General features: G+C 39.7%; 22 protein-coding genes. 21 read left to right on the forward strand and 1 reads right to left on the reverse strand.

Annotation, left to right across the window (positions count from 1 at the left end; genetic code table 11):
• Window positions 1–100 precede the first annotated feature (100 nt).
• Window positions 101–1,204 carry a response regulator gene (locus tag L2731_RS12660; RefSeq protein WP_041510657.1) on the forward strand — a complete coding sequence of 368 codons (1,104 nt, stop codon included), beginning with the start codon at window positions 101–103 and terminating at the stop codon, window positions 1,202–1,204.
• A 127-nt stretch (window positions 1,205–1,331) separates the two neighbouring features.
• On the opposite strand, the gene L2731_RS12665 is transcribed toward L2731_RS12660, so the two are convergent.
• Entirely contained in the window at window positions 1,332–2,801 is a 1,470-nt protein-coding gene (locus L2731_RS12665; protein WP_041510658.1) for a peptide MFS transporter, read from the reverse strand.
• Between the two features lie 575 nt (window positions 2,802–3,376).
• Here L2731_RS12665 and rfaH point away from each other — a divergent pair.
• The 20 genes from rfaH (at window position 3,377) to wecA (L2731_RS12765) (ending at window position 25,699) form a co-directional block, all read left to right on the forward strand.
• Window positions 3,377–3,904, forward strand: coding sequence for a transcription/translation regulatory transformer protein RfaH (gene rfaH / locus L2731_RS12670; protein WP_249253434.1), 528 nt, complete (start codon window positions 3,377–3,379; stop codon window positions 3,902–3,904).
• A 754-nt stretch (window positions 3,905–4,658) separates the two neighbouring features.
• The gene (locus L2731_RS12675; RefSeq protein WP_249253435.1) at window positions 4,659–7,394 is read left to right on the forward strand and encodes an SLBB domain-containing protein; all 2,736 of its coding nucleotides are present in this window, start codon (window positions 4,659–4,661) and stop codon (window positions 7,392–7,394) included.
• A gap of 83 nt (window positions 7,395–7,477) precedes the next feature.
• Window positions 7,478–8,449, forward strand: a complete 972-nt coding sequence (locus L2731_RS12680) for a Wzz/FepE/Etk N-terminal domain-containing protein (protein WP_249253500.1) — start codon at window positions 7,478–7,480, stop codon at window positions 8,447–8,449.
• A gap of 31 nt (window positions 8,450–8,480) precedes the next feature.
• Window positions 8,481–9,266: an SMP-30/gluconolactonase/LRE family protein gene (locus L2731_RS12685; protein ID WP_249253436.1), complete on the forward strand. Its 786-nt coding sequence runs from the start codon at window positions 8,481–8,483 to the stop codon at window positions 9,264–9,266.
• A 6-nt stretch (window positions 9,267–9,272) separates the two neighbouring features.
• Window positions 9,273–10,208 (forward strand): glycosyltransferase family 2 protein, encoded by a 936-nt coding sequence (locus L2731_RS12690; RefSeq protein WP_249253437.1) that lies wholly within the window; start codon window positions 9,273–9,275, stop codon window positions 10,206–10,208.
• Window positions 10,209–10,907, forward strand: coding sequence for an acylneuraminate cytidylyltransferase family protein (locus L2731_RS12695; RefSeq protein WP_249253438.1), 699 nt, complete (start codon window positions 10,209–10,211; stop codon window positions 10,905–10,907).
• A 10-nt stretch (window positions 10,908–10,917) separates the two neighbouring features.
• Complete coding sequence (locus L2731_RS12700) at window positions 10,918–11,856, forward strand: phosphoglycerate dehydrogenase (protein WP_249253440.1); 939 nt, start codon at window positions 10,918–10,920, stop codon at window positions 11,854–11,856.
• A gap of 34 nt (window positions 11,857–11,890) precedes the next feature.
• A complete protein-coding gene (locus L2731_RS12705) occupies window positions 11,891–12,652 on the forward strand; it encodes an SDR family NAD(P)-dependent oxidoreductase (protein WP_249253442.1) in 762 nt (253 codons plus the stop codon).
• Window positions 12,653–14,422: an HAD-IIIC family phosphatase gene (locus L2731_RS12710; RefSeq protein WP_249253444.1), complete on the forward strand. Its 1,770-nt coding sequence runs from the start codon at window positions 12,653–12,655 to the stop codon at window positions 14,420–14,422.
• A 76-nt stretch (window positions 14,423–14,498) separates the two neighbouring features.
• Window positions 14,499–15,725, forward strand: a complete 1,227-nt coding sequence (locus L2731_RS12715; protein ID WP_249253446.1) for an oligosaccharide flippase family protein — start codon at window positions 14,499–14,501, stop codon at window positions 15,723–15,725.
• Between the two features lie 20 nt (window positions 15,726–15,745).
• Window positions 15,746–16,921 (forward strand): hypothetical protein, encoded by a 1,176-nt coding sequence (locus L2731_RS12720; RefSeq protein ID WP_249253448.1) that lies wholly within the window; start codon window positions 15,746–15,748, stop codon window positions 16,919–16,921.
• Entirely contained in the window at window positions 16,908–17,771 is an 864-nt protein-coding gene (locus tag L2731_RS12725) for a glycosyltransferase (RefSeq protein WP_249253451.1), read from the forward strand. Before L2731_RS12720 ends, L2731_RS12725 begins: the two co-directional genes overlap by 14 nt.
• 11 nt (window positions 17,772–17,782) lie before the next feature.
• Window positions 17,783–18,583, forward strand: a complete 801-nt coding sequence (locus tag L2731_RS12730) for a motility associated factor glycosyltransferase family protein (protein WP_249253452.1) — start codon at window positions 17,783–17,785, stop codon at window positions 18,581–18,583.
• 24 nt (window positions 18,584–18,607) lie between these two features.
• Window positions 18,608–19,672: a dTDP-glucose 4,6-dehydratase gene (rfbB, locus tag L2731_RS12735; RefSeq protein ID WP_041510671.1), complete on the forward strand. Its 1,065-nt coding sequence runs from the start codon at window positions 18,608–18,610 to the stop codon at window positions 19,670–19,672.
• A gap of 3 nt (window positions 19,673–19,675) precedes the next feature.
• Entirely contained in the window at window positions 19,676–20,545 is an 870-nt protein-coding gene (rfbA, locus tag L2731_RS12740; protein ID WP_041510672.1) for a glucose-1-phosphate thymidylyltransferase RfbA, read from the forward strand.
• Window positions 20,546–20,556: 11 nt separating this feature from the next.
• A complete protein-coding gene (gene rfbD / locus L2731_RS12745; protein ID WP_041510673.1) occupies window positions 20,557–21,429 on the forward strand; it encodes a dTDP-4-dehydrorhamnose reductase in 873 nt (290 codons plus the stop codon).
• Between the two features lie 8 nt (window positions 21,430–21,437).
• Window positions 21,438–21,983 carry a dTDP-4-dehydrorhamnose 3,5-epimerase gene (gene rfbC, locus L2731_RS12750; RefSeq protein WP_041510674.1) on the forward strand — a complete coding sequence of 182 codons (546 nt, stop codon included), beginning with the start codon at window positions 21,438–21,440 and terminating at the stop codon, window positions 21,981–21,983.
• Window positions 21,983–23,038 carry a DUF1972 domain-containing protein gene (locus tag L2731_RS12755; RefSeq protein WP_249253453.1) on the forward strand — a complete coding sequence of 352 codons (1,056 nt, stop codon included), beginning with the start codon at window positions 21,983–21,985 and terminating at the stop codon, window positions 23,036–23,038. The genes rfbC and L2731_RS12755 overlap by 1 nt, the downstream gene beginning before the upstream one ends.
• 390 nt (window positions 23,039–23,428) lie before the next feature.
• Window positions 23,429–24,502, forward strand: a complete 1,074-nt coding sequence (gene wecA, locus L2731_RS12760) for a UDP-N-acetylglucosamine--undecaprenyl-phosphate N-acetylglucosaminephosphotransferase (protein WP_041510676.1) — start codon at window positions 23,429–23,431, stop codon at window positions 24,500–24,502.
• Window positions 24,503–24,655: 153 nt separating this feature from the next.
• Window positions 24,656–25,699: a UDP-N-acetylglucosamine--undecaprenyl-phosphate N-acetylglucosaminephosphotransferase gene (gene wecA, locus L2731_RS12765; protein ID WP_249253454.1), complete on the forward strand. Its 1,044-nt coding sequence runs from the start codon at window positions 24,656–24,658 to the stop codon at window positions 25,697–25,699.
• Window positions 25,700–25,711: the final 12 nt, after the last annotated feature.

Genomic DNA, 25,711 nt, shown 5'->3' on the forward strand with positions numbered 1-25,711 from the left:
TAATAGGCGAAGGAATCAGCGATAAGATGTTGCTTATTTAGGCGTATATGGATGTACTAGATTTTTCGGCTTAGCCAGAGTGCGAGCCTGGGGAAGCTAAATGGCGTTAGAAGATCTAGTGATACTGTTAGTGGAAGATGACCCGGTATTTCGCAGCATTGTGGCCGCCTTCCTGACTAATCGTGGTGCGACCGTTATCGAAGCCGATGACGGTCAGCAGGGATTAGAAAGATTTAGTCAGCATGATTTCGATATCGTGCTGGCCGACCTCAGCATGCCTATTCTGGGTGGGCTGGATATGCTCAAGCAGATGATCAAACGTAAGCCCGATACCCTCTCAATCGTGATCTCCGGCAATCAGGTAATGGCCGATGTGGTCGAGGCGCTCAGAGTCGGCGCCAATGACTATCTGGTTAAACCGGTTAACGACCTCTGCCTTATCGAGAATGCGATTCGTCAGTGCGTTGGTGGCTCGAGTCAGCAAGATGTGCAGCTGGAGGATCTCGACGAGTTGTCATACCAAGAGCTAGAAGAGCATCTTAGCCTGCTCGAGCAAAACGCCGAGGCCGCCAAGAGCGTGCAGCAACAGCTATTCCCCCCTTCTGTGATCGACTACCCCAAGGCAAAAATTGACTATAGCCTGTTTAAACATGATGAGGTTAGCGCCTACTTTATCGATAGCGTGAATGTGGGTGAGCGTTACCTCATCATGTATATGGCGCATTTCCAGCCGCAAGACAATCGCTGCGCATTTGCCAGCGTGCTGCTAAAGAGTTTCGTCAATCAGAAGCTTAAGCGTTTTCGTAATGACAATACCGAAACCGTTATCGAGCCGTTCAATATGCTGAGTTACCTTAATGAGCGGATGAGCAAGTCGGGTTTGGATATCTATGTCGATATCGTCTATGCGGTCGTTGAATTGACCCATTACCGGGCTTCTATTGCGCAGGCAGGTAAGGGCCTAAGGTGTTATATCCGCAACGAAGAGGGGTTAATGCCGCTGGCAATGCCTGACGCGCTACAATTGGGGATTTTAGAGTGGGGTCAGCCCAGCACTCAGTTTAGAAATTTAATGCCGGGAGAGAGCTTGTGTGTGGTTTCAAGCAGCGCCGAACATAGGGAGATGCTGCTCAATGATGAGTTTGTTGGTTTGAGTTACAGCCCCAAGGTAGCCCCTGGCGGCTATGTGCAGATGAGCTTCTAATTTTTTCTCAAGAATCGTTTTATTTTTATTTAACCCTAGACATAAAAAACGCCACTTAATGTGGCGTTTTTTATGATGTTAACTTGCTAGTGATAAGCCATTAGCATTCTTTTCAGGTGATAAACCATTAGCGCTTGATTGCTTCATGCTCTGCAGTAATAGCAATCTCTTCCTCTAAGGCTTCTTCTTCAGTGTGGTGGCTATCTTCGGCGCCATGCATCCAGTCAACCAGTTTATCCGCCATGAAGTAGAGGATAACGCCTGACAGCGCGGCGGTGATAGCGATACCAGCGAAGATAGACATAGCGTTGGCTAGCTGCTCTTCTTTCTCGCCACCATGGCCGATGAATGAACCGATAATACCGCCAATCTTGTTTGCTGCGGCAACAAACAGGAACCAGGCACCCATCATTAGTGATGCGATACGCAGCGGAGCCAGCTTGGTCACCATAGAGAGACCAATTGGAGAGAGACACAATTCACCCATGGTGTGGAAGAAATAAGCGCCTACCAACCACCACATGCTTGACTTGGCGCTAGCGTCACCACCCATTTCCAGTACCGCACCGATCATAAACAGGAAGCCCGTTGCGAGTAATACCAGACCTAATGCGAATTTTACCGGTGAGTTAGGCTCTCTGTCGCCAAGACGAACCCAAATAGAAGCCACTACAGGGGCGAAGATCACGATGAACATGGCGTTCAATGACTGGAACCAAGTAGTAGGGACTTCCCAGGTACCGATCATACGGTCGGTGAAGTCGTTGGTGAACAGGTTCATCAGGCCGCCAGCTTGCTCGAAACCAGCCCAGAAGATGATGGTAAACAGACCCATGATCATGATCACCTTGATGCGATCGCGCTCAACTTTGGTTAGTGGCTCTTTACGAACTTCACCTTTTTCTGCTGCTCTTTGCTTTTCAAGTTGAGCCGCTGGAGTACGACCAATATCGCCAAGAAGCTTTTGTGCGAACAGGAATTGGATGATCAGTGAGATGACCATACCGATACCGGCACAGATGAAGCCTGCCTGGAAGTTGCCATCGAAGTAAGCGACGACCGAACCAACAATAATGCCTGAAAGGAAGGCACCAACGTTAATACCCATATAGAAGATGGTGAAGGCACCGTCACGGCGATGATCGCCTTCTTCGTATAGGTCACCTACCATGGTAGAGATGTTTGGCTTGAACAGACCGTTACCTAAGATGAGGACACCTAGGCCGACATAGAATACTTCGGTTTCCATGCCCTGTACCCACGCATGAGGGGTACCTAAAATAAATTGACCTGCGGCCATTAGGGCGCCACCTATGATGATGGCTTTACGTTGACCTAAGAAGGTATCGGCGAGCCAACCACCGATGAGGGGCGTTAGGTAAACAAGACCTGTGAATGTACCGTAAAGATTTAGGGCGTCGGCCTGGGTCCAACCTAGACCATGACCACCTTGTGATTGGACTGCATCGACGAGATATAGTACCAGGATGGCTCGCATCGCATAGTAACTGAAACGTTCCCATAACTCAGTTGTAAACAACAGGAACAGTCCCTTAGGATGGCCGAGCATCGTACCTTGGGGTTTTGCTGCACTCATGTAAGTCTTCCACCTTCAGCTTGTGATTGCCTACATAACAAAAACTATGTAGAAAAATGGTTGTTGCTAATATAGCTCGCTTGTTGAATAGAGGCGCTTGATTAGTCTAACTCAATGAAAATGTTGACCAATCGTCCTTGCCGCGTTCTAAGTTTGTTGCGAGAATTTATTATATTTTAATATTTAGGGTATTAAATTTTATCAAACCCACCTTATATACCCTTTTCATCGCCTAAAAGTCAATTTACCTGGGCTAACTGACCAACAAATCATCACTGGTTGGAGGGGCTTAGGGATGACTGATTGCGCCTCTTCGCGATGATCCAAAGATTTAACTGATGATGACGCAGTGGGTAGGTGAAATAGAGGAAAAACGCTCTTTTCTTTGCCCTAGAGTATTTGCTATGATTTCGGCCGTGAATTGGATGTCACCTGAATTATCTCGTTATCTTTGCATTGCGCGTTATTCTAAGCGTCTTGCAAACACAGTAGTTGTGATAGTAAGGCCGCATTGGTGTCAGCCATAGCGGTGATTAAGTGTTAGCTAACGATAAAAATAGGTTCTTAAGGAAATTATGAAGTCTTGGTATCTTGTGTATTGCAAACCTCGCGGCGAAACGCGCGCGCAGCAAAATCTTGCATTGCAACAGATAGAGACTTACCTGCCCACTCTCCCACAACAGATCACCAAGGCCGGCAAGACCAGTGTTAAGCGTCTGCCGCTATTTCCCTGTTACCTGTTTATCTATTTCGACCCGCTTGAGATTAGCGTTAGTAAGATACATTCGACGCGAGGCGTGTCGCGAATCATAGGTTGTCGTGAGGAGATGACGGCGATAGACGATGCCATAGTGCATTCCATCAAAATGCGTGAGGCTAAGATGCTAAATGCCCTGCAACTACCAAGCGACACTATGCTAGCGGAAAATGGTGAGCAGGCTTTGGTTGTCGGTGACAAGGTGAAGTTCGTCGATGGACCATTTAAGGAACTTGAAGGGATCTTTGAAGAGGAGAGTGGCGATAAGCGTTGCCACATCTTGTTTGAGATCATGGGGCAGCAAAAGAGGGTGTCTGTTTCACGAGCTAGCGTCAAGGGGGTTTAAGGAAGACATGTGAGGTGCCACTGGCTTATTTAAGCAGGGCTTCGAAGACACAGTTACGCATGGATAGGTGATAAGAAGTAGGTTGTTGGCGCTAATGTATGTAAGAGATCTGCCATAGCGGATCATTCATTGTCATTACTCTCTAGTCGTTGCGTCGGTGTTTGGGCTATTTGGACATAGATTTTGGTTGTTTCGTGCCCGGATCAAGCTGTTTTAAGCCGATGGCACCGATCGCATTCGATTGTATTGAACAATTGATGGCTATGTGAGCAGTAATTGTCTTTTTGTTCCAGTACAATGAATCGTTTTTCTTCAAGATAACGCAAAAGTACTTTGTTTAATGTGTCATTTTGTAAGGCGTCTTAAGCAAAGTGTTTTAGCAAAAGTTAATTTACAAGCTGATTTTCGCGTGGCGAAGGGCATGTTGGGAGCCGTAACCTATGGGCGGTAGCGTGCCCGTAGGGCATCGAATGAAAAGTTTCATTCGTTAAGCGATAGCCGAAGGCCTCTGGCCGCCACGCGGATCGGTAGCGTGCCTGAAAGGCAAAAGACAGAAACTGTTCTGTCTTTTAGTGGACGCCGAAAATGATTGTCAGGAACAATCATTAACAGCTTTAGCTGGCTCGAAGAGTGAAGTACCGGATGTATTGAGTCAGGTCGCTGCCACGCGGGGCGGTAGTGTGCCTGAATGCCAATCAATAGTGTTTAAGACAGAACATTTTTTAGACCTTGCCTTTATCAATGGAGAGTATCGGTGTTACAACGAACCAAAAAAGTCATTCTAACAGCGGTTGCCGCACTGTTTTTAGTGGGGACGCAGGCTCAGGCGATCACGCCTTCGCCGCAAATGATAGAGCAATTTAAGAATCTGCCAGCATCTGAGCAGCAAAGACTTGCGCGTCAATACGGTATCGATCCAGCAATGCTTGGCGGTACAAACCCATCACAGCAGAAGCTTGATAATCCGCAAGTCGTTGAGCCTCGTGCCACTAATGAGGTCGTCGATCATTCGCGTGATGCGGCAAACGAGCTTAACTTCTCGCAAGATGAACAGAAAAATCAGTTAGTGCGCTTCGGGTACGAGTTGTTTCAGGGCGAGCCAACGACCTTTGCGCCTGTCTCAGACGTGCCAGTGCCTAGTGAGTACTTGGTGGGGCCGGGTGACAGAATTAAGGTGCAACTCTTTGGTAAAGAAAATAAAGAGTATGATCTTGTCATTAACCGTGAAGGCAGCATCCAATTTCCTGAACTTGGTCCTATCTCGGTAGCAGGGTTAAGCTTTGCCGAGCTGAGAGAGTCTTTAAGTCATCGTATCTCTCAGCAGATGATAGGTATCGAATCTAATATCACCATGGGTGAACTGCGCTCGATTCGCATCTTTGTTGCAGGCGATGCCTATAAGCCTGGTTCATACACAGTGTCTAGTTTGTCGACTATTACCCAGGCTTTGTTTGTTGCCGGGGGGGTAAATGAGATTGGTTCGCTACGTAATATCCAAGTCAAACGTAACGGTAAGTTAGTCGGTAGTATGGATCTGTACGACTTACTGATGCGCGGTGACGCATCGGGGGATATTCGTCTGCGCTCCGGCGATGTAGTGTTTATTCCGCCTGTAGGTGGGTTAGTTAGCATTACCGGTGAAGTGCGTCGCCCAGCCATTTACGAGCTTAAGCGAAACGAAACGGTTGCCGATATCGTTGCCATGGCGGCAGGTGTCAAACCAGGAGCCTACCCTAAGAGCAGTAGTATCGAACGCTATAACAGCAACGGCCTTCGCTCTATTGTTAATGTGGATCTTACTTCTTCTAAAGGAAAGTCGACTAAGGCTCAACCTGGTGATTTCATTCGCGTTAAAAACGCTTCCGGTCAGTTTGAAGATGCCATTACCGTGGTGGGGGCTGTCGTGCGTCCAGGAAAGTACCAATGGTTTGATGGCCAAAGGATTAGTGATCTTCTGCCATCACTTTGGGGCGACCTGTCGATGTCCGCCGATCTCAACTACGCCATTATCGTTCGTGAGGTCAATCGTTACGGTAAGGTTAAGGTATTACAATTCTCACCCAGCCTTGCTATTGCCGAGAAGGATTTGGCGCAAGATTTGACATTGCAACCTCGTGATAAGGTGATGATTTTCAACTATAGCGATGATACTCAGAATCGCTATGAGTTAAATAAGCTGGTAAAACAGCGCGTAGAGAAAGTTACCTTACTAACGGGTGATAGCCTTGTCGGTAACGATCTGTTTAAGGCTGGCTTCTCACAGCTTGATAAGATGCAACTTTCACAGCGCAGCCAACTTGGTGGTGTAGTCATCGCTAAAGAAGCGCTTGATGATAAAGAGCAACTTATTAAGGGCGAAGTTAGCAAGATGCTGGCTAACCTGTTTGATGATAAGGAACTTATTAAACTCAGTGGTTCGATGAATCGCAGTGAGCTACTTTATCCCGTTGTAGCTGAGCTTGCTGCCCAAGGTAACTCGGATAACGGCACACAAGTTGTTGCAATCAGTGGCAAGGTTCGTCATCCCGGCGTGTACCCGCTGACTCAAGGAGCCAAGGTTAAGGATTTAGTGACTGCAGCGGGTGGATTAGTCGAAGGTGCGTATACGGCTAGAGCTGAACTAACATCTACGATTATTGACAGCGAGGAGTCTAGCGTTGATCACTCAAGCATCAATTTGGCGCAAGCGCTGGCAGGTAACAATGATGCTAACTCACTGCTTAATCCAAGAGATATTCTCACCGTGATGACAACACCTGATTGGCAGGAAAATAAAGCGGTTGAGATTCGTGGAGAAGTAAAATTCCCCGGCGTGTATAACATTCGTCGCGGTGAGACGCTTGCCGATGTTATTGACCGGGCAGGGGGCTTTACGCAGTACGCCTACTTACCGTCTTCTGTGTTTGTTCGTGAGTCGGTACGTCAGCAAGAGCAGCTTGAGATCAAAAAGCTTGCCGATCAACTGCGTCGTGATATAGCCACCCGTGGCGTTTCCAAAGACGGTAACGTAGTTAATTACAGTGACGCTCAGATGATGCTAACCGATCTTGAAAACATCAAGGCGGTAGGTCGTTTGGTTGTTGATTTGTCTGCTATATCGATAGGTATCGAACAGGCAGATCTTCAATTAGAAGATCAAGATATTCTTTATGTCCCGTCAGTTAAGCAGACGATTGCAGTAATGGGTGAAGTTCAACATGCCGCTACCCACAGGTTTAAGGAAGGTCTAACGCTAGATCAGTATCTTGAAATGTCGGGTGGAGCTAGAGAGCGAGCTGACGAAGATAGAACCTACATTGTCAAGGCAAATGGTTCGGTGATACTGCCGAATCGTTCTATGTGGTTTAGTAGCAATACTGAGCTTACACCTGGCGACACCATTATCGTACCATTGGATACTGAGTATAAAGATAATCTAACGCTTTGGACGCAAGTGACGGGCATTATCTATAACAGCGCCGTGGCGTTAGCGACAATTGCCAATTTATAGCACTTCATGTGAGCACTTTAATGGATAACTCATTAAGGTGCTTTGTTACTTTTTGGATCATGAAATACCGAGACAAACTTTCTATGTCTACAGAGATTAAAAACTACGGCGATGTGAAATTTCCTGAAATGCAAACTCAAGTAAACCAAGTAAATGATGAAATTGATGTAGGTGAATTGTTTAGCGTTATCTGGCAAGGAAAGTGGTTAATCATTGCTATAACAGCAGTTTTTGCTTTAGGTTCGGTTCTCTTCGCTTTGATGCAACCGAATGTATATAAAAGTGAAGTTGTACTAGCTCCGGCTAGCGATGAACAGGGGGGGGGCCTAAGTGCTTTAGCCTCACAGTTTGGTGGCCTAGCCAGTATGGCCGGAATTAATATTGGTAATAGTTCCTTAGAGGATGCGCAATTAGCGATAGAAGTAATTAAATCTAGAGACTTCATAACAAATTTTATTGAAAAACATGACATTCTCGTTGATTTGATGGCTGTAGAATATTGGGACATGGAACAAGATTCTGTTATTTATAAGACAGACGATTATGATCCGATTGCGCAGAAGTGGGTTCGTAATGTAGACCTACCTTATAAACCTAAACCATCTCCATTAGAAGCATATGAAGCATTTTCAGAGCTAATGAATATCTCTGTTGCGAAGGAAACTGGTATCGTAACAATTTCATTTGAGCATTTTTCTCCGAAGCTAGCTAAAACATGGCTTGAATGGTTAGTTGAAGATATAAATAAAGAAATGAAAGAACGAGATGTTGCGGAGGCCGTTCGTAGCAGTAAGTTTTTGAATAAACAAATTTCTTTGACAAATGTCGCTGATATCCGTTCAATTTTATATAAGCTCATAGAAGAACAAGCTAAGACTATCATGTTTGCAGAGGTCAGAGATGAATATGTGTTCAAAACTATTGATCCTGCTTTTGTTCCTGAAGAAAAGTTTAAACCCAAAAGAGCAGTTATAAGTATTCTCGGCACATTTTTTGGGGGAGCAATATCAGTTTTATTTTTACTGGCGTTACATTTTAATCGCAAGCGTAGTTGATACTGCTAGTTTTTTATATGTGAGAGTTAAAATGATTAGGGTGATTGAATCAATTAGAAGTGAATTGGGCGAGGGATTGTACATCTCTGGTGATAAAATTTATTGGCTAGATATCCTCAGTAAAAAACTTTTTATTAAAGCTCAAAATTCTATTTCTCAGTATGAATTACCAGAGCAAGCTAGCGCTGTACTAGAAGTTTTAGAAAGTCAAGTGGTTTTGGCAAGTGAAAGCGGTGTTTGTGTCTTTGATATAGAAAATTCAATTTGGTCTGTAAAATATAAAATCCCTTTAGCTTTTAAGAAGTCTGATTACCGAGCAAATGATGGCGTAAAAATAAGTAGAAACAAATATTTGTTCGGTACAATGAAAAAGGAAAATCCAGGGCAAGATGGTGCTCTTTGGATTACAAATGAACATGAATCAGTTAAAGTCTATGAAAGCTTAGGTATTCCAAACTCATTTATTAAGATCAGTGATTGTGTTTACTTAATATCGGATTCGCTACTTAAATTAGTTTATAGGTTTGAATTTGATGTTTCATTTTCAAAAGTGAAAGATGTAAGAACTTGGTTAGATTTGTCTGATAAGAGTTATACACCCGACGGTGGTTGTATTGTTGATGGTTTTATTTATATAGCGATGTGGGATGGTGGATTTATTCATAAATATGATTTGCAAGGTAACTTTGTTTTGGAAATTAACCTTCCTATAAAAAGACCTACTAATTGTAAAGCTTACAATACTAATAACTTGATAGTAACAAGTGCTAGAGAACAATCAGTAGATAGTGGTAAATTATTTTATATAGAGTTGTAGAGCATTATGCGGGAATTAGTTAGTGTCGTTATCAGGACTTTAAATGAAGAGAAGCATTTAGAAGAATTGTTAACTATTATTGGTAAACAAGTTTCAGAAAAATTCAGAATTGAGGTTGTGATTGTAGACTCTGGTTCCTCTGATAATACGTTGCTCATAGCTAAAAAATATAACTGTAGAATAACCTATATAGATAAAAGTGAGTTCACTTTCGGTCGCTCTTTGAATTTTGGTTGTGAATTTGCAAACGGGCAGTATTTGGTTTTTGTAAGTGGCCATTGCATTCCTACTAGTGTGGACTGGATTGAAAAACTGGTAAGCCCTTTAGCTGATATGAATATTGCTTATACTTATGGTAGGCAAGTTGGTCGAGATGGGACAAAGTTTAGCGAGCGTCAGTTATTTAGTAAATACTTTCCGATAGAAAGCCAGTTGCCGCAAAAGGGTATATTTTGTAATAATGCAAACTCTGCATTAAGAAAAGATGTTTGGGAAAAGTACAACTTTGATGAAACTCTTACTGGCTGCGAAGATATGTTTTTAGCAAAAGAGTTAGTGGTGAATGGTTATCAATTGGGTTATGTTGCTGAGGCATGCGTTTTTCATATTCATGATGAAACATGGAATAAAGTCAAGGTTCGATATGAGAGAGAGGCTCTCGCTCTCCAAAAAATTATGCCTGAAATTCATTTGAGTATATTCGATACTCTTTCATATATATTTGCTGGTATTTTGAAAGACATTCGTGTGGCATTAAGGGATAAGGTTTTCTTTAAAGAGATATATTCGATTTTAATGTTTAGATATTGTCAATATTCAGGCGCCTATCGTGGTAACCATATTCATAGAAAACTATCAAAAGAAATGAAGATGAAATACTTTTATCCACGGGTAACAGATATGAGTATTACGTCTACTATCAGTAAGAAGGATATAAATTGAATGAGTAAAAAAATAGTTGCGCTTTTACCAATGAAGGCAAATAGCACTCGAGTCAAGGGGAAAAATTTTAGGGACTTTTGTGGGAAGCCTCTTTTTCGTTGGATTTTAGACAGTCTTTTGGCTGTCGAGGAAATAGATCAGATTGTTATAAATACCGATGCTAAAGACATTTTGGCTGAGAACGGATTAATTTCTACAGACCGAATATTGATTAGGGACCGAAAGAGCGAGATTTGTGGAGATGAAGTGTCTATGAATCGAGTGTTAGCGGATGATGTCGATAATGTAGAAGCCGATATTTATTTAATGACTCATACTACAAATCCTTTGCTATCTTCAGACACGATTAGAAGAGCACTTAAGCAATATAGCGATGAACTATCATCTGCTTCAGCGGATTCTTTGTTTACCGTTAATAAAATACAAACTCGCTTTTATACGGAGAAGTGTGAAGCTATTAACCATGATCCAGATAATTTAATCCCAACACAAGATTTAGAGCCATGGTTTGAAGAGAACTCTAATTTGTATTTGTTTAATCGTGAGAGCTTTTCAAAAACCAAAGCACGTATTGGAGCAAAGCCTAGCATGATGGTTTCCCCTGCGATGGAGTGCTCAGATATTGATACACCAGATGATTGGGATAGAGCTGTAGTGATGACTCATTACATGCTAGAGAAAGGCTTGGTAACACTATAAAGGCATGAATATGAAGAAAGTACTAGTAACATGTCCGCCGATGTTAGGCATGTTTGAAGAGTTTGTTGAGCCTGCGCGAACTTTGGGTTTGGAGCTGGTTGCAGCAAATACAACCCAGGTCCTGTCAGAAGCCGAGTTAATGGCGTTATTGCCTGAGTATGATGGTTGGATCATTGGCGATGACCCTGCAACCGAACAGGTATTTGAAGCGGCTGTAAACGGTAACCTTACTGCTGCTGTTAAGTGGGGGATTGGAGTCGATAATGTAGATTTTCAAGCGTGTGAGCGTCTTGGCATTCCTATTACAAATACCCCCAATATGTTTGGTGGTGAAGTGGCTGATGTAGGAATGGCTTTGTTATTAGGGTTAGCTAGACAAACTTATTATATAGACCGTGAAATAAGAAATAATCATGGTTGGCCAAAGCCTGCGGGCATGAGTATCAGTGGTAAGAAAGTTGGTGTAGTAGGCTTTGGTGATATTGGTGAAAGCCTAGTTAAGCGCTTAGGAGGTTTTGATGTTGACGTAACAGTCTATGATCCTGGCGTTCAAGGTGACAAAGGTTATCAATATGTAACTAGAGAAGAGTTTCCTAAAGCAGTAGAAGAACTCGATTTTCTTGTGTTTACTTGTGCTTTAAATAGTAAAAATCATCATATGCTTAATGCTGAAGTTATCAATAAGCTTAAATCAGGTGTGATGATCGTCAATGTTGCAAGAGGTCCACTTATCGATGAAGTTGCATTAATTAGCGCATTGAAATCTGGTCATGTTGCTGCAGCTGGTTTAGATGTATTTGAAGTAGAACCTCTACCTGAATCTTCCCCCTTACGTGATATGCCGCAATGTATTTTTGGCTCTCATAACGGAAGTAACACCAAAGAAGGGGTTAGGCGTGCTACTTACAAAGCGCTCTCGCATATTGCCGATTTTTTAAATAGTAAATAGTTGTTTTTTCTATAGATATTAAGAGAGAACTCTAATGCAGACTCTATGTTCAAAGAATAGGTGGGCGTTGATTACCGGTGCTCTTGGAGGAATTGGTCGGGCTCTCGTTAATGAGTTTACCAATGCTGGTTACAAAATTGTTGCAACAGATATAAATGATGATTTTGATATGCCTGAAAATATTCATTTTGTTCAGCTTGATCTAGAGAAACTTGTTATAGATGAAGTGTATGCAAATGAATTTTATTATAAGGTCAATAAAATTACTCATGGCACAGGTATTTCAACTTTAGTAAATAACGCAGCAGTTCAAATTCTGGCCAACACAAGAGTTATTACAAGAAAACAGTGGAGTACTAGTTTTAACGTTAATTTATCTGCTCCTTTTTTCTTGTCGCAAATGTTTATTAATGATTTAGAAAGTAATTCTGGTTCAATAGTGAATATTAGTAGTATTCACGCGACACAAACTAAAAAGCAATTCGTAGCTTACGCAACAACCAAAGCAGCCTTAAGTGCTATGACTCGTAATATGGTGTTGGATATTGGCAGCAGAGTAAGAGTTAATGCAATTGAGCCTGCAGCTATTGCCACTGATATGCTTAAAGCAGGTTTCATTGGGAAAGAAGAGCTTTACCAGCGTTTAGAAATGTTTCATCCACTTGGAAGAGTGGGGACACCTAATGAAGTGGCGAAACTTGCTGTATTTTTAAGTTCGGAGAATGCTGGTTTTGTGCAAGGGGCTTGCATCAGTGCAAGTGGTGGAATACAGGGCTGTTTAAGTGATCCAATGTAAATGAATATTATAAAAGATAAAATAAAGCTTGTTATTTGGGACTTAGATGAAACTTTTTGGAAAGGTACTTTTTCTGAAGAAGGAATAACATACTCACAAGCTAATCACGAACTAATAATTGAGTTAAGTAAACGCGGAATTGTTAATAGCATATGTTCTAAAAATGATCGTATTGAAATTGAACAGTTTCTAACTGAGAAAGGACTTTGGGAGTACTTTGTTTTTTCAGAAATAGGCTGGAATCCAAAAGGTAAAGCTGTGAAGTCGATCATTAATGATATGGCTTTGCGAGCAGAAAATGTGTTGTTTATAGATGATAATATAGGGAATATTAACGAAGTAATATTTGAAAATCCTAATATTTCAGCTTGTGAACCAAATATTATCGAACAGATTTTAAGTCATGAATATTTGAAGGGAAAGGATGATAGTAATTTAAGTCGATTATCTCAATATAAAATTTTGGAGAGTAAAAGAAAAGTTTTAAATGATAGAAACTTGTCTAATTATGAATTTCTTGTTGATTCAGAAATTAAAGTTAATGTTATTAATGATGTTGAGAGCAATTTAGATAGAGTTCTTGAACTCATAGAGCGAACAAATCAGTTAAATTATACAAAAAATAGAGTCACAAAGTATGAATTTTTGAATCAATTAAAAGGTACCGATGTAGTTTCTGGAGTAATCAATGTTACCGATAAGTACGGTGATTATGGAATATCTGGATTCTATTTGTTAAAAGGCAATGAGCTAGTACATTTTTTATTTTCCTGTAGAACAATGAATATGGGAATTGAAAATTGGGTGTATAAATATTTAGGCTGCCCTAAATTGAATGTGGTAGGCGATGTTGCTTCTCAGATTGATGAAAATTGCGACGTAAGTTATATTTCCTTAGAACATGGTAAATCGAAAAATAAGAAAATAGATCGAGATGGTTTGAAGTATTTGATGATTGGAGGATGCGATTTAGACCAAGTAGTTCACTATTTGCCTGGTAAGAAGGTTGATACCCAATTCAATTTCGTTAATAGCAAAAACATAAGTGTTCACGGTGAGCATACAGTTTTTTTGAAAAACAAGTTAACAGAAGAAAATTTAAATGAACTGAATTCACTAGACATTTATGAAGGGTTTAATGGTAACGATAAGATATATGAAAATAACTGGGATGTTCTTATATATAGTCCGTTAAACGATTATAGTCGGGGAATATATAGGTCAAAATCATCAAATTTATTAGTGCCGTTTGATGCTTTTGCGATAGATTGGACAAACCCCGACAGTACCAAAAGTATTCCGGCTCACTTGATCGGAGTTAGCGCTGGTTTCTTTGATTATTTTAGAGAAAACTTCATTTATGAAGGAGCTATAACACCTTCAGAGTTTTTTGATAATCTAGAAATATTGATATCCATGTTTCCTAACAAGTGCTTTATGTTTTTAACGGGTGCAGAAGTTAATTTGAATCATAAGGTTAAAGATTGGGAGATTGATATGCACATAAGGCATAAAGAGATGAATCTTATGCTGGAGAAGTTAAACGAGACTTACAATAACGTACAATTAATTGATGTAAGAAAGTTTGTATTGAGCGAATCTCAGGTAACAGATAATATTAGGCATTATATTAAACCGGTATACTCCCAAATTGCCAAAGAGATATGTACCTTAAGCGCGGATAGTACATTGAAACCATCAGGTAGATCTTGGGCTGCTTTGAAAAGGGTTATTGGTAAGGTAAATAGAAAAATAATAAATATGACATAAGTATTTTTGGCTTGAGATGCAAAAATGAAGGATATGTTCATGATTGAAGTACTTTAAAGATTAATGTTCTAAATATATGCTAGCTAATTTAATAAAATATGCTGTTAGCGAAGGGGTTGCAAAATTGGCCCCTTTTTTCACAACACTTTACGTTGCAAAATTTCTTTCAGTAGAAGATTTTGGTCGATATAGCTTAATTTTTGTTGTTTATGAATTATTTTTTATATTGATTTCATTTAATATACAAGCAACAACAAGAATAGATTTCTTTAAAGTGTCTAAAGTAAAGTTTTTAAGGACTAAGCGTGAACATCTTATTATATGTTTTTTCTTAGCTTTATTATTGCTTGTACTCTCAATCTTTGTGGCCTTTGAGTATCTTTATGTATTGTCTATATTGATTTTTTCATCTTTAATGAGATGTATTTCTGTATTTCAATTAGCAATATATCAATGTGAAAAAAAAGCATCTAAATACGTAATATCAAATTTGTCATTTACTATAAGTTTGTCTTTTTTTACTTTAATGTTTGTTTATTTGAATTATGGCTACTTAAGTTGGCTATATGGACTGATATTTGCTAGCTTTACACAGTTATTGATTAGTTGTTATTTGTTTGGTTTGTCTAGAACTTTGTTATATTTGTCTTTCTGTAGATTGAAAATTAGCTTTAGTTCATTTAAATCTACATTTATAGTGGCGTTTCTTTTTCTGCCACAAGCCTTGGGATGGTGGTTAAAACTTGGGGCGGACCGGTGGATTATTGATGGTAAAGTCGGTACTGCAATTCTTGGGGAGTACTCGTTAGCATTTCAATTTTCTTCAGCGTTACTTATAGCTGCAACAGTGATCAATTTGGTTTTAGTGCCAGAAATTAACTTGAGCCTAAAAAGTGGCAATTTCAATAGGGTTAGATTTTTATTATTTCCTGCTGTTTTATTCTTGTTGTTTTTATCTTTTTTGATTTATTTTGTTGCAAGTGAAATAATTGAAAACATCTATGGTAATGATTATATTGGTAGCTTATTCTATTTAAAATTGTTGATGTTTCCTTTCTTAGTTCAATCATTGATTCTCGTTTTTGGTAATGTTCTTTATTACTTTTCTAAGGGAGCATATATGGCAAAAATCATACTGATTGCTTTTACAGTCCAAATCATGATTAATTTTACTTTTGTTGGAGTTTTTGGTGTAGCAGGTATGATTATTACTTCCTTAGTCGCCAACCTTATTGTGTTTACTCTAATTGTCATTAAATCTAAGCGAGAAATGACTATTGTGACTTACGGTCGGTTGTTTTGACACATTGAGTAGAGTTTATTTTGAAAATTTCGAACTTAGAATTATTTGCTTTTCAATTGTTTATTTTTGTTGTTGTAGTCAGTTATTCTTGGACTCCTATTGCACTGTTCAGCATACCTATATTTTCTATGGTTGCATTTGCTGCTATTAGGATTAAGCTGATTAATCATATATTCCTATCTTACGTTATTTTGTTACTGTTAATCGTTTATACTTTACAGCATCAAACGATATATATAGAGTGGGCTAGAAATATATTGTTTGTTCCTTTGGTTATTGTTTCTTATATATTGGGTGATTGGTTGGCTAAGGCTGAATGTAATATAAGGCCTATAGCAGTTTGTTTTTTCTTATCATCGTTGCTTGTTGTCATATATACTTTTTTGGTTTCTATTCCTTCAGATTTGGCTTTGTTTATTGGAGAAAGAAGAGGTTATATGGCAAGAGAGTACCTATTGTTTGGGCGCTTTTTTGATTTTTCTTTGGGTGTTACTCATTTAAATCTTTATATAAACTTTTGTGTAGTAATAATTTTTGCGACAATGATTAACGTTGGGGTTAAAAAAATATATGTGTTGGGGCTGTTGCTCCTATTAACTTTGGGGTTGTTAACACAGTCAAGGTCTCCTGCATTATTTTTCATAATTATACTTTTTGGCTATTTAATATATCTGTTTCAAGTCACAAATAAAAAGACTACATATCTAATATTCACTGTTTTTGTTTTTTTGTCTTTGGCTTTAATTCTATCACCATTATTTTTGTTTTCGGATGTTTTTTCTTCGTCAAGGTTCTCTGCTGAAGGAATGACAGATGTTTCTAGACTAATATTTTTTGCAAAGGGTTGGGAACATATGACATCTGAGCCTTGGGGGAATTCTTTGCTATATACAGATCCCAAAATGCCATTGTTAAATTATCATAACACCTTTTTGTCTATAGGAAATCGTATAGCTTATCCAGCATTTTACATATTTATTTTTCTTTTTGTTGTTTCTTTTGTTCATATTAAAAGGATTACTGATGCCAAACGGAAGTTTGCGTTGTATTTATTGTTGTATTTTTGTTTTCATAATTTCATGATCGAAGATGTAATTAAATTCGATGCTTTTGTTTTGTTCGTTTTTTTAGTTCTCGCTACATATGTGAGAAGAGTTTCTTATATAGAAAAAAGGTTTGCTGATGCAATTGGATAAGAGAACTGTGCCAGTTGATATACTCACTGCTAATTTTAACAACAATAACTATTTAGATGATTTTTTTAATAGTATCTATCAATCATCTGTTTTACCTCACCGTATTATATTTGTAGATGATAAATCTACAGATAATTCTTTAGCTACTGTTGGCCGTTGGTTACTTAAGCTTCCGCAAATTTTCGTCGTAGAGCTAAGTGAAAATGTTGGTTTTGCCAATGCCCTAAATGAAGGCTGTAAGCATATTGCTTCTGAGTATGTTGTTAGAATTGATCCTGATGACATTATGGGTGTTGATAGACTTGAAAAGCAGTATGATTTTATTTCTAATCATGACGTTGATGTTTTAGGTAGTAATGTTAGCTATTTTTTAGACGGAGAAGCGCAAGATATTACTAACTCTAAGTTTCCGTTAACTCACTCGGAGATCTCTTCTAGGTATCAAGAAGGTAGCCATGGAGTATGTCATGGTGCAGTCATATTCAGAAGTATGTGCTTAAAGGTCGAACAGTATAGACAAGAGTATGTACCTGCGGAAGAATATGATATTTTCTCGCGATTGTTAAAAAGAGGTTTTAAATTTAGTAATTTAGAGGAGGCTTTTACTCGAGTTAGGATTCACTCCGGAAGTGTATCTAATGATATGCCATACTCAACAATTGAAAAGACTTTCAAATTGAGGTATTTGATTTGGGGGTGTAAAACTAATCGCTTTATAGTTTTAAAAGAATATATTGTTAGGAATTATTATCGTAAATATCTCTTTTGCACCGGTGTTAAACGATATTTATTTTTGGTCATTGCTTCAATTTTCAAGCCTATGGCAGTAATTAGAAGGTTTTTTAAGTGAATTCTGATATAATGAAAGAACGTATTAAGAAAATTATCTACAATAATAAAGCTCTTTATAGTCGTTATGATAAGGGTTTTTCTTTTGGCTGTAGTGATTTTAGTAAATTAAAAGATAAATTCAAAGGGGAACGGGCGTTTATTGTAGGTAATGGCCCGTCATTAAATAAACATGATTTATCACTATTAAAAAATGAGTATTCCTTTGCTGTAAATGGTATTTTTTACAAGACAGAAAGTGAAGGGTATAGACCAACTTTTTATGTTGTCGAAGACCGTCACGTTATGCTTGATAACGTAGATAAAATAAATGCCTTTGAAGCTCGATATAAATTTTTTCCTGTTGATTACAAGAGTCAGTTAAAAAACAAGAAAAACTGTTGGTTTTTCCGTATGGATAAGGGCTATTATAATAAAACAAGTCCTTATTTTGCAATACCTAGGTTTTCTGCTGATATGAATGATAAACTATATTGTGGCCAAAGTGTTACAATGATTAATCTGCAAATAGCTTATTATTTAGGTTTTAGTGAGATTTATTTGATTGGAATGGACCATTCTTATCATATTCCAAGTGATGCTGATGTTGCAGGAGAAGAAATAACTTCTAATTCGGATGATCCCAATCACTTTCATCCTGAATATTTTGGAAAAGGGAAAAAGTGGCATGATCCACATTTAGATAGAGTTGAGAGAACATACTCTTACTTTAAACTTGCATATGAATCTCAAGGACGGAAAATTTATAATGCTACTGTAGGTGGCAATTTAGAAGTTTTCGAAAGAGTAGATTATTATGGCTTGTTTAAATAACTAATTATAGATGAGACGGTTTTAATGTTATTTTTAATTACGGGTGGGGCTGGTTTTATTGGGTCAGCTGTTATTCGACATATAATACAGAATACAGAGCATAGTGTTATTAATATTGATGCATTGACTTATGCTGGTAACTTAGAGTCTTTGTCTTTAGTTGATGATTGTGAACGCTATTTTTTTGAGCGGGTAAATATCTGTGACTCATGCGAGTTAGAACGAATATTCTCTGAGTACAAGCCTGACGCAGTGATGCATTTGGCTGCAGAGTCACACGTAGACAGATCAATAGATGGACCTGCAACATTTATTGAAACCAATATCGTAGGGACATACACCCTACTTGAAGCTAGCCGTTCTTATTGGAATTCTCTTGAGCCTGTTGCCAAGAAGGCATTTCGCTTTCACCACATTTCTACCGACGAAGTCTACGGTGATTTGGAAGGCACTGATGATTTGTTCACCGAAAAAACGTCTTATGAACCATCTAGTCCGTATTCTGCTTCTAAAGCGTCAAGTGATCACTTAGTCCGTGCATGGCATCGTACATACGGTTTACCAACCATTGTAACTAATTGCTCAAACAATTACGGTCCTTATCATTTCCCTGAAAAGCTCATCCCTCTGATGATTCTCAATGCGTTAGATGGTAAACCGCTGCCAGTGTATGGTGATGGTATGCAGATTCGAGATTGGCTGTTTGTTGAAGACCATGCTCGCGCACTGTATAAAGTTGTAACCGAAGGTGTGGTCGGCGAAACCTATAACATTGGTGGCCATAACGAAAAATCCAACATTGAGGTGGTGAAAACCATTTGTTCATTGCTTGAAGAACTGGTGCCGAATAAGCCACTAGGGGTTGCTCAATATCGAGACTTGATCACTTACGTAAAAGACCGCCCAGGACACGATGTGCGCTACGCGATTGATGCGGCGAAAATTGAACGTGAGCTAGGTTGGAAGCCGCAGGAAACGTTTGAAAGTGGTATTCGTAAAACCGTGGAATGGTACTTGAATAACACTTCATGGTGGAGCCGCGTATTAGATGGATCATACAGCAAAGAACGTCTAGGGGCTGGAGAGTAAGGAATGAAAGGGATTATTCTGGCTGGTGGTTCTGGTACGCGCTTATATCCAATTACGCGTGGTGTTTCTAAACAACTTCTACCTGTATACGACAAACCGATGATCTATTACCCGCTGTCAACACTGATGTTGGCAGGTATTCGTGATATTTTGATTATTACAACTGCTGAAGATAACGATAGCTTCAAACGTTTGTTAGGTAATGGCCAAGATTTTGGCATTAATTTGCAATATGCTGTGCAGCCAAGTCCTGATGGTTTAGCGCAAGCTTTTTTAATTGGTGAAGATTTTATTGGGGACGACAGCGTTTGCTTAGTGCTGGGTGACAATATTTTCTACGGCCAGTCATTTAGCCAACAATTAAAGCGTGCCTGCGAACTTAGTACCCAAGGGGCGGCAACAGTATTTGGCTATCAAGTGAAAGACCCAGAGCGTTTTGGTGTGGTGGAATTTGATGAAAGCATGGTGGCGGTATCTATAGAAGAGAAACCACTTGAGCCAAAATCCAACTATGCAGTCACCGGTTTGTATTTTTACGATAACCGAGTAGTGGATATGGCAAAGCAAGTTAAACCTTCTGATCGCGGAGAACTTGAGATCACTACTCTTAATGAAATGTATCTCAATGACGGCTCGCTGAATGTGGAGCTATTAGGTCGTGGTTTTGCATGGCTGGATACCGGTACTCACGAGAGTTTACATGAGGCATCTTCGTTTGTGCAGACCATTGAAAATGTGCAAGGCCTAAAAATTGCTTGTTTAGAAGAAATTGCATGGCGCAATGGCTGGCTATCAAATGACGAGCTAATGACTATTGCCAAGCCGATGCTGAAAAACGCTTATGGTCATTATTTACAGTCGTTAATTAAGTAGCAGGGTACGTGATGAAAGTATTAATTACCGGGTGTAACGGCCAAGTGGGTCACTGCTTGACAGAGCGTTTAACCAAGCAAGCAGAAGTACTGGCGTTAGATTATGAAGGATTAGACATTACTGATCATGACGCGGTGTTAAATACTGTGGCGGAGTTTCAACCCAATTATATTATTAATGCTGCTGCACACACAGCAGTTGACCGTGCTGAACAAGAAGTTGAGCTTTCGTATGCGATTAACCGCGATGGGCCAAGTTATTTAGCAAAAGCGGCAAAAGAGTGTGGCGCGGTGATGCTGCACATTTCTACCGACTATGTGTTTGATGGTATGGGCGATAAGCCTTATCAAGAAAGCGACAGTACCGAACCTCAAGGTATTTATGGGCAAAGCAAACTGGCGGGTGAGCAAGCCGTCGCAGAAAGCTGCCCTGAGCATTTGATTTTACGTACCGCTTGGGTATTTGGTGAACACGGCAATAACTTTGTAAAAACCATGCTGCGCTTAGCACAATGCCGTGATGAACTGAGCATTGTAGGCGACCAGTTCGGTGGCCCAACCTATGCGGGTGATATTGCCGATGCATTGATTACAATGGTGCAACATCTAGAGCAAGGTAAGCAAGCCAAGTGGGGGGTTTATCACTTTTCTGGTATGCCTTACGCCAGTTGGTTTGATTTTGCCAGCGCAATATTTCAAGTCGCAGAGCGGCGTGAGTTGCTCACCGGACAACCTAAGCTTTCGGCAATTCCAACTTCAGCCTACCCAACCCCGGCCAAACGTCCTGCAAATTCTCGCCTAGATTGCAGAAGAATAGAAAATCAGTTTGGTATTAAGCCAAGTGATTGGAATGCCGCATTAAACAATATTCATGCTTATAAGTAATTAAAATTATGAAAGTTATTGATACTAAAATTCCTGACGTAAAAATTATTGAGCCAACTGTGTTTGGTGACGAACGTGGTTTCTTTATGGAAACATGGAACCAAAAGCGTTTTGAAGAGTTAGTGACAGGTAAGCCAACTCAATTTGTGCAAGACAACCATTCAAAATCGAAAAAGGGCATTTTGCGAGGGTTGCATTACCAAACTGAAAACACCCAAGGCAAATTGGTGCGTGTGATTTCTGGTGAAGTGTTTGATGTGGCGGTGGACATTCGCAAAGGTTCACCTACCTTTGGTCAATGGGTGGGGGTGTACCTTTCAGCAGAAAACAAACGCCAGTTATGGGTTCCAGAAGGTTTCGCTCATGGTTTCCATGTTACGAGTGACGAAGCAGAGTTCGTATATAAATGTACAGATTATTATAACCCTAAGGCTGAACATTCTATTGTCTGGAACGATAGTGATATCGGCATCGATTGGCCGCTTAACGAAGCACCTCTATTGTCTGAAAAAGATAAGCTTGGGGAAAAATTCATAGATACAGTAGGTTTATAATGACAAAAGTTGCTGTCGTAGGAACGGTTGGGATACCTGCGTGTTATGGTGGATTCGAATCTTTAGTTGAAAATCTAACTAAGTATTCAAGTAATAACATTCAATATGATATTTTTTGTTCGAGTAAGTCTTACCCTAAGAAGCTTTCTCATTATAACGGAGCAAGATTAACTTATGTACCATTAAGCGCTAATGGTGTTCAAAGCATCTTTTATGACGTCATTTCGCTGATTAAATGTATTTTTAAAAAGCCCGATGTTACGTTAATTCTAGGTGTCTCTGGTTGCTTATTTCTACCAATATATCGACTGTTGTCTAGTTCTAAAGTCGTTACAAATATAGATGGGTTGGAGTGGAAACGTGACAAGTGGAGTAAATGGGCAAAGAAATTTTTGAAGTTTTCAGAGTCAATGGCTGTGAAGTATTCTGATGTAATCATAACGGATAATAAAGCTATTGGTGATTATGTTGATACTGAATATGCAAAAGATAATGTTGTTATTGCCTATGGTGGAGATCATGCGATCATTGAACACGCCAAAGTTGAACCTGAAAAGGATTACTATCTATCATTATGCCGTATTGAACCTGAAAATAATGTTGAAATGATTTTGCAGGCTTTTGTTGAGAGTGAACACAAATTAAAGTTTATCGGTAATTGGAATTCCAGTGAGTTTGGACGAGAGTTGAAGAATCGATTTTCGGGTAAGCCGAATATAGATATCGTGGATCCCATCTACGATTTGGATCAATTGTTTAAGCTAAGAAGTGAGTGTAGAGGTTACGTGCATGGGCATTCAGCTGGTGGTACAAATCCATCATTAGTAGAGGCTATGCATTTTGGTAAGCCTATCTTTGCTTTTGACTGTAACTTTAATCGATACAGTACCGAAGACAAAGCATTGTACTTTAGCTCCCCAAATGAACTAAGTGAAATACTCACATGTACAACTAATGATGATTTGGCGACTATTTCACAAAATATGAAACTGATTGCAGAAAAGCGTTATACATGGAAGGTTATTAATCAAATGTATGAAACAACTTATGTATAGTTTTTTTATTGGTTAGGGTTTTCTGTTGTAAATGTCAAACATATTGGGTGTCGTTTATTGTATAACTATAAATCAATGACCTAGGTGAGTTAATGAGACGGTTTTGAGGCACACGCTCTCGACAGTCTCATTTTTAGTCATTATTGCGGTTAATTGATTATTTTGGCTGATTTTTTACGTTATAATGCCCCTTGTTAACTATTGGGATAGTGTTTGAACGTCTTTTAGTGGCGTGGTCAATCTGTCCCAGTATCGATTAACTGATTGGAATTAAATACATGGACGTCGTGTCAGTACTCGTTTGTACTGGGTAAGATCATGCTCCGTTAAGGAGCCAGTTGAATCCCGATTTTAATTATCATTTTGGTTTCGTAAACCATCGAGTCTAGTATGTCGACCAGCTTTTCATTAGTCAGTGTTTTTTTTAGTTCGTTTATTTTTTTATTTGTATGCCGAAAGTTAGCCAAAAAAGTAGGCTTGGTCGACAAGCCTAATGAGCGCAAATTACATGTTGGCCAAGTGCCGTTAATTGGTGGTATTGCAATCTATCTCGCGACTATGTTCAACATCTGTTTGGTGGTTGATGTCGATAGTAGTGCGATGCTTTACATGATTTGCTCTACCGTGCTAATCGTATTAGGTGTGCTGGATGATCGTTTTGATCTCAGCTTTAAAACCCGATTGATGGTGCAAACTGTGATCTCGCTCGCGATGATTTTGATCGGTTATAAGAGCCTTTATTATTTAGGTTTTATCACTGGTGATGAGGCGTTAGTGTTACCCACCTTTATAAGCTATGTCGTGACCATTTTAGCCGTCATTGGGGCCATTAACGCCTTTAATATGGTCGATGGCATTGACGGTTTGTTAGGCGGTTTAGCCTCGGTGACCTTTGCAGCGCTTGGTTACATGTTTTATGTAGCAGGACATATCGAGTTAGCCCAATTTTGTTTACTGTTCATGGTGGCTATGCTGCCTTATATCATGCTTAATTTAGGCTTTCCTTTTGGGCGTCGTTTTAAAGTGTTTATGGGTGATGCCGGTAGTATGTTTATTGGCTTTACCGTCATTTGGTTATTGATTGAAGCGAGTCAGGATCAGCAAGAGGCGGTCATTCGTCCTGTGACGGCTTTGTGGTTTATCGGGTTGCCGTTAATGGATATGGTGTGCATCATGTCGCGCCGCATCAAAAAAGGTCAATCACCGTTTAAGCCCGATAGAGAGCATTTGCACCATATCTGCCAACGCGTTGGGATGTCGCCGAGAATGTCGTTATTGGTCATCTGTTTGATAGCGACCTTGATGGCGGCAGTTGGGGTTTGGGCTGAGTATCTCGAGATTAGTGAAACTGTGATGTTTGTCACATTTTTGCTGGTATTTGCTTTGTACTATCTCGCGATTAGTTATGTCTGGCGAATAACTGCATTTATGCATCGATGGTTTAAGTTTACACGACCAACATAAAGTAGATTTGACTTCAGGTCCAAAGTTATAGCGTTTTATGTTGAACCGTTTTTACCTTGTCATATGGAGGCTATACTATATGGCTGGTAGTTGTTGGCGGTAGAGAACAGTATGGTTCCTCGTCATTCTGTATTGACTTAGGGAAGAGAGTTTATGGAATACTTTATACCGTTTGTTACGGTGTTTTGCTTAACGTGTGTTGCGATTAAATTGTTCCACCCAATCGCAGAGAAAGTGGGCTTAGTTGATTTACCTAATGAAAGGAAAACACATGTTGGCGCAATACCGTTAATTGGTGGCATCGCAATATATTGTAGTGTTTTGCTTGTTTCTAGTATTGTGTTTGAACAAAATCAGGTGTTCAATCTTTACTTGATTTCTGCTGCGCTCATATTGTTTTTGGGGGTGTTGGATGACAAATATGATTTGTCTGTTCGAGTGAGGATTGTTGCGCAAGTGATCACCGCTTCAATTCTTGTCTTTGGTGCAGGATTTTACCTTACTTCATTAGGCCACATTACTTATTTCTTTGAGTTGAAGCTTGGCTACGTAGGTGTCTTTGTCACTATATTGGCTGTTATCGGTGCCATTAATGCTTTCAATATGGTGGATGGCATCGATGGTTTAGCCGGTATGTTGAGCCTAGTCACTTTTACCTCTCTGGCATTACTGTTTTACACGGCCGGTAATCATTGGTTTATTCTTCCACTACTTTTCATTGGCGCAATAATTGGATACTTGATATTTAATTTAAGATGGCCTTTTGAAACCGTTCAAAAAATTTTTATGGGCGATGCTGGAAGTATGCTGATTGGATTGACGATCGTATGGTTACTCGTGTTGGGTGTTGAAGCTGATGTTCGGGTATTTGCTCCCGTTACCGCGCTGTATCTGATTGGTATTCCGTTGATGGATATGGCTGCTATCATGTACCGCCGTGTCAAAAAAGGGATGTCTCCTTTTAAGCCTGACCGGGATCACCTCCATCACATATTTGAAAGAGCGGGCTATAGTCGAAAACAAACCCTAGTTCGGATTTCACTGGCTTCCATAGTGCTAGCCTCAATAGGTATTTCGGGAGAATGGTTGCATGTACCAGAATGGGTTATGTTTTTGGGGTTTATCGTGATTTTTGTTGCTTATAACTGGGCCTTAGCACATATTTGGCAAATATTGACTTGGCTTCGTAAAGCTTAGTTTATTGTGGCA

This window comes from Shewanella aquimarina (assembly GCF_023349185.1).
In the GTDB taxonomy this organism is placed as follows: domain Bacteria; phylum Pseudomonadota; class Gammaproteobacteria; order Enterobacterales; family Shewanellaceae; genus Shewanella; species Shewanella aquimarina.

Bases quoted from the DNA above. Each gene is read 5' to 3' on its own strand.
- L2731_RS12660 (WP_041510657.1), top strand. From the start codon at position 101: ATGGCGTTAGAAGATCTAGTGATACTGTTAGTGGAAGATGACCCGGTA.
- L2731_RS12665 (WP_041510658.1), bottom strand. From the start codon at position 2,801: ATGAGTGCAGCAAAACCCCAAGGTACGATGCTCGGCCATCCTAAGGGA.
- rfaH (WP_249253434.1), top strand. From the start codon at position 3,377: ATGAAGTCTTGGTATCTTGTGTATTGCAAACCTCGCGGCGAAACGCGC.
- L2731_RS12680 (WP_249253500.1), top strand. From the start codon at position 7,478: ATGTCTACAGAGATTAAAAACTACGGCGATGTGAAATTTCCTGAAATG.
- L2731_RS12685 (WP_249253436.1), top strand. From the start codon at position 8,481: ATGATTAGGGTGATTGAATCAATTAGAAGTGAATTGGGCGAGGGATTG.
- L2731_RS12690 (WP_249253437.1), top strand. From the start codon at position 9,273: ATGCGGGAATTAGTTAGTGTCGTTATCAGGACTTTAAATGAAGAGAAG.
- L2731_RS12695 (WP_249253438.1), top strand. From the start codon at position 10,209: ATGAGTAAAAAAATAGTTGCGCTTTTACCAATGAAGGCAAATAGCACT.
- L2731_RS12700 (WP_249253440.1), top strand. From the start codon at position 10,918: ATGAAGAAAGTACTAGTAACATGTCCGCCGATGTTAGGCATGTTTGAA.
- L2731_RS12705 (WP_249253442.1), top strand. From the start codon at position 11,891: ATGCAGACTCTATGTTCAAAGAATAGGTGGGCGTTGATTACCGGTGCT.
- L2731_RS12710 (WP_249253444.1), top strand. From the start codon at position 12,653: ATGAATATTATAAAAGATAAAATAAAGCTTGTTATTTGGGACTTAGAT.
- L2731_RS12715 (WP_249253446.1), top strand. From the start codon at position 14,499: ATGCTAGCTAATTTAATAAAATATGCTGTTAGCGAAGGGGTTGCAAAA.
- L2731_RS12725 (WP_249253451.1), top strand. From the start codon at position 16,908: ATGCAATTGGATAAGAGAACTGTGCCAGTTGATATACTCACTGCTAAT.
- L2731_RS12730 (WP_249253452.1), top strand. From the start codon at position 17,783: ATGAAAGAACGTATTAAGAAAATTATCTACAATAATAAAGCTCTTTAT.
- rfbB (WP_041510671.1), top strand. From the start codon at position 18,608: ATGTTATTTTTAATTACGGGTGGGGCTGGTTTTATTGGGTCAGCTGTT.
- rfbA (WP_041510672.1), top strand. From the start codon at position 19,676: ATGAAAGGGATTATTCTGGCTGGTGGTTCTGGTACGCGCTTATATCCA.
- rfbD (WP_041510673.1), top strand. From the start codon at position 20,557: ATGAAAGTATTAATTACCGGGTGTAACGGCCAAGTGGGTCACTGCTTG.
- rfbC (WP_041510674.1), top strand. From the start codon at position 21,438: ATGAAAGTTATTGATACTAAAATTCCTGACGTAAAAATTATTGAGCCA.
- L2731_RS12755 (WP_249253453.1), top strand. From the start codon at position 21,983: ATGACAAAAGTTGCTGTCGTAGGAACGGTTGGGATACCTGCGTGTTAT.
- wecA (WP_041510676.1), top strand. From the start codon at position 23,429: ATGTCGACCAGCTTTTCATTAGTCAGTGTTTTTTTTAGTTCGTTTATT.
- wecA (WP_249253454.1), top strand. From the start codon at position 24,656: ATGGAATACTTTATACCGTTTGTTACGGTGTTTTGCTTAACGTGTGTT.